The organism is Paenibacillus koleovorans NBRC 103111 (assembly GCF_004000845.1).
In the GTDB taxonomy this organism is placed as follows: Bacteria; Bacillota; Bacilli; order Paenibacillales; family NBRC-103111; genus Paenibacillus_AA; species Paenibacillus_AA koleovorans.
The window spans coordinates 1-2,763 of the sequence record NZ_BIMA01000224.1 but is presented as its reverse complement, the minus strand read 5'-3'; the positions used below and the strand labels follow the sequence as shown (position 1 = coordinate 2,763).

Here is a 2,763-nt window from a genome sequence, read left to right as displayed (position 1 = left end):
GATTGTTTTACCTTATTTATTGGTCCTATAATGACGACAGAATAGGACAGGGGGTAGGACATGACTGGATTTACGCTTGAGAGTACTTCCCGCTTGAGAGTACTTCCAAATACCGTCCAATTCAATTAGGCGAATAGGAGAGGTCTATGCTAAAACAATATTCATACGATGTCGTTGTCGTCGGAGGTGGAGCGACGGGGATCGTCGCGGCGATGGCGGCGGCACGTGCGGGAGCTAGGACGGCGATCGTCGAATACAACGGATTCGTCGGGGGCAATGTCATTCCTGGCTTGCCGCTGCTCGGCTTCCATAACAATCTGCGGCAACTGATCGTCAAAGGAATCGCCTACGAGATTGCAACAAAGCTGCAAGAGATAGGAGCGGCGACGCAATTCTATATGGACCCGATTACAAGCGATGTGCTCGGCGTAGATCCTCATTGGTTCAAATATGTCGTCACCCGGATGCTGCAGGAAGACGGCGTTGACTTTTATTTGCATAGCATGCTGACTGATACGATCGTCGAGAACGGATGCGTGAAGGGTGTGCTGATTCAAAATAAGGAAGGCACTCAGCTGTTGTCATGCGGTACCGTGATCGACTGCAGCGGCGATGGAGATGCAGCGGTCCGGGCAGGCGCGGATTATGTGTACGGTCGGCCGGCCGACAACAAAACCCAAGTGTCCTCGCTCGTGTTCCGGGTGAGCGGAATTAACTTCAAGCCACTGATCGCCTACTTCCGAGAGCATACGTCGCAAATCCGTCCGTTTTCGATGACTGACGAAGTCGTTCATGGGTTGATCGATCAGATGGACGGAGCGGAAGTGTTTGTGTTAGGCGGCTTGCAGCAGTATATCGAGCAGGCCGTTCAAGCCGGGATTCCGTTCCCGCGTGCGAATCTGGTTGGCGTCTGCATCCCGAAGTTCGATCAAATGATCGTTGTCTCGAGCCGTGTCGAAGGTGTCAATCCGAACGACAACCGGAGCTATTCGAACGGAGAAGTGATCGGTTTGATGCAGATGAAAGACATTTTCGATTTTCTCAAAACTTACGCGCCCGGTTTCGAACACATTCGGCTGCTGGATACGGCGCATCAAATCGGAATACGGGAATCGCGTCATATCGTCGGCGATTATTTGCTTACCGGCGAAGACTTGATCGAAAGCAAACAATTTGACGATGTGATCTGTCTCGGCGGCTACCATCTGGATATCCATACGCCCGATCATAAAGGCTTGAATACGAAAAAGGTGAGCACGTATGAAATTCCGTTCTCCTGCTTGCTGCCAAAGGGACTGGAGGGCATCATCGTAGCAGGCCGGCCGATCTCGGCAACACATGAGGCGATGTCGTCGACAAGAGTCATCCCGATACAGATGGCGCAGGCTGAAGCAGCCGGAGTGGCGGCGGCCATGAGCGTTCAGCAAGGCAAGGCGGTGCGCGAGTTGAATATTCGCGAGCTGCAGAATCGGTTGATTGCGCAAGGTGCCGAGCTCGGACAAGGCATCGGGCGACGCGTTTTTGATTGAAAGTTAAGGTACAATAACGTTTGTCTGCGGGCATTAGGCTTCCGGAATTTTTCTGGGCATAATGCCCGCTCTTCTGTTTGACGCCATCCCGTTTTTTTCTCAAATTGAAGGTTTTTGTATGTATATATAATCAGAATATATTTCAGGGGTGGGCGTTTTGAAATCACTTTTTCTTTCGGTTAGAAGTAAATTATTCAGGAAAACAATGATTCTATATAGTTTTGCAGTGTTTATACCTATTTTAGTGTTTTTGTTATTCTGCTATTCAACGGTTTATCATTCATTTGAAAAAGAGATTTATACCTCCAATATCAACAAATTAAGCACGGTTAAGAATGTATACGATGTGAAAATATCCGAATTAAAAAAGATAACGGAAAAAGTCGACGGATCCCCCTCCATGACGTTGTTTCAAATCCAAAACCATCCAGACAGCGTTGTATCTATGCTGTCATTTTTGACACGACTGCTGGATCCGCTGAGCGATATCTTTTTGTACGAAAGAGGAGCCAATAAGCTTTTTTCCTCGTCCGGTACATTCTTTTTTTCGCTTATATTGCCGAATTACATCGTCTCCAGCGATTTGTCTTCGGATGAATTTAATTATTTATTGAACCATTCAGATTCTGTAAATGTACGCCGGGTCATCAGCCAGAACAACCAATCGTATATATTTTATTTTTCGCCGCTTTCCCCTAACTTTTCCAATCCCACAAGAACCATTGTTTATGTCATAGACAATGAAAAATTAAAAAAGCTCTTCAATTTCTCTGTAAAAGAAGATGTGAATGAAAACGTGCTTGTATTTGATAAAAACCTCCAATTGCTTAGCAGTTTTGTGCCAGATTCAAAGGGGATGGTCTTGAATCAAATTACGCCTCTCCTGGAGCAGCATAACGGCGATTTTTCAGATACCATCCATATAGACGGACGCCAGCTATATGTCATTGCCTTGCATTCCAATGAGACCGGTTATTACTATGTCAAGATTACAGATATGCAATATGCCATGAAAAGTCTTACCCAAATAAAAAATTGGGTTATCGTGGTTATTTCGCTCATGCTTGCCATCGGTGCTGTTATTATCATGCTGGGACTAAAGTTCAATTATTTTCCGATTCGGAAAATCGCATCACAATTGAAAGCGTATTCAAACGCCGGGAGTGATGAGCTTAGTACGATAGAAAGGGCTGTAGATGATCTCAACCAGCTTCAAGTGGAATACCGCAATTTC

Annotated in this window: 2 protein-coding genes; both read left to right on the top strand. The window is 46.1% G+C overall.

Annotation, left to right across the window (positions count from 1 at the left end):
* Positions 1 to 146 precede the first annotated feature (146 nt).
* Positions 147 to 1,529: an FAD-dependent oxidoreductase gene (locus PKO02S_RS31780; RefSeq protein WP_127589270.1), complete on the top strand. Its 1,383-nt coding sequence runs from the start codon at positions 147 to 149 to the stop codon at positions 1,527 to 1,529.
* Between the two features lie 157 nt (positions 1,530 to 1,686).
* Positions 1,687 to 2,763: hypothetical protein (locus tag PKO02S_RS31775; RefSeq protein ID WP_164821823.1), on the top strand; the 1,077-nt coding region annotated here is incomplete at its 3' end.

Bases quoted from the DNA above. Each gene is read 5' to 3' on its own strand.
- PKO02S_RS31780 (WP_127589270.1), top strand. From the start codon at position 147: ATGCTAAAACAATATTCATACGATGTCGTTGTCGTCGGAGGTGGAGCG.